This is a genomic window from Kitasatospora sp. NPDC094015 (genome assembly GCF_040304075.1).
GTDB lineage: Bacteria > Actinomycetota > Actinomycetes > Streptomycetales > Streptomycetaceae > Kitasatospora.
Genome location: NZ_JBEOUL010000096.1, coordinates 1 through 1,008 on the forward strand (window position 1 = coordinate 1; position 1,008 = coordinate 1,008).

1 protein-coding gene and 1 pseudogene are annotated in these 1,008 nt (G+C 71.7%); both read left to right on the forward strand.

Annotated features, from left to right (window positions below):
• Positions 1-99, forward strand: a pseudogene (locus ABT014_RS34535) (roadblock/LC7 domain-containing protein); the annotation flags it as partial.
• A 196-nt stretch (positions 100-295) separates the two neighbouring features.
• Positions 296-961 (forward strand): DUF742 domain-containing protein, encoded by a 666-nt coding sequence (locus tag ABT014_RS34540; protein WP_350643825.1) that lies wholly within the window; start codon positions 296-298, stop codon positions 959-961.
• The last annotated feature ends 47 nt before the right edge of the window (positions 962-1,008 follow it).

Below are 1,008 nucleotides of genomic sequence, written 5' to 3' on the forward strand. Positions count from 1 at the left end.
GGCCTCGTGGGCTACGAGATGGCCCTCCTCGTCGACCGTGCCGGAGCCGTCCTCACCCCCGCGCTGCGCGCGGAACTCCAGGGCAGTCTCCTGCACTGACGGTTCGTCGGATACCGTCCTGGTATTCGAAAGACCTCATTGCCCGTCCCGGGTCCTTCCGTGGCACCGTAGGCCCAGCGCCTACGGTGCCCGCGACGGACCCGGGTTCGGGCGTTGTACGGCCTTCGCACCACCGGTCCGGGCGCAGCTGTCCCGGGCCAGCACCGCACCGCCGCACCCTGTGAGGAGAGGAACCGTGACACCGCCCGACGAGCGCAGCGGCCAGTACGGCGTTCCGTACCCCGGCACCGGCCATGACGCCTTCGGAGTTCCCGGCGCCGGCCACGGGCAGCAGTACCAGCCGCAGCACCAGCAGTACTTCGGCCAGCCCCAGCCCGGCACCGAGCAGTACGGCCGGCAACAGCCGTACCAGGAGCCGCAGCAGCCGTACCGCGAACCCGGGCAGTACGCCCGGCCGGACGACGGCTTCCAGGGCTACCCGGGGCCCGAGGCCTTTCCTGAACGGGACGAGACCCGGTACCAGGAGGACTTCGGGCAGCACGACGACGACGGCCAGGACTCCGGGCCGCTGATCCGCCCGTTCGCGATGACCGGCGGCCGCACCCGGCCCCGCTACGAGCTCGCCCTGGAGGCGCTGGTCTCGGCCAGTGTCGACCCGGTCCGGCTGGCGGGCCTGCTCCCGGAGCACCAGCGGATCTGCACGCTGTGCACCGAGGTGAAGTCCATCGCCGAGGTCTCCGCGCTGCTCACCATCCCGTTGGGAGTGGCCCGGATCCTCGTCGCCGACCTCGCCGAAGCCGGCCTGGTCGCGATCCACCAGCCCGCTGCCGGCGGCGAATCCGGCAACCAGCCCGACGTCACGCTGCTCGAAAGGGTCCTCAGTGGACTTCGCAAGCTCTAACGCGGCCGCCCCCAGCCGCGCCACCACCTCGGCGAAGATCGTCGTCG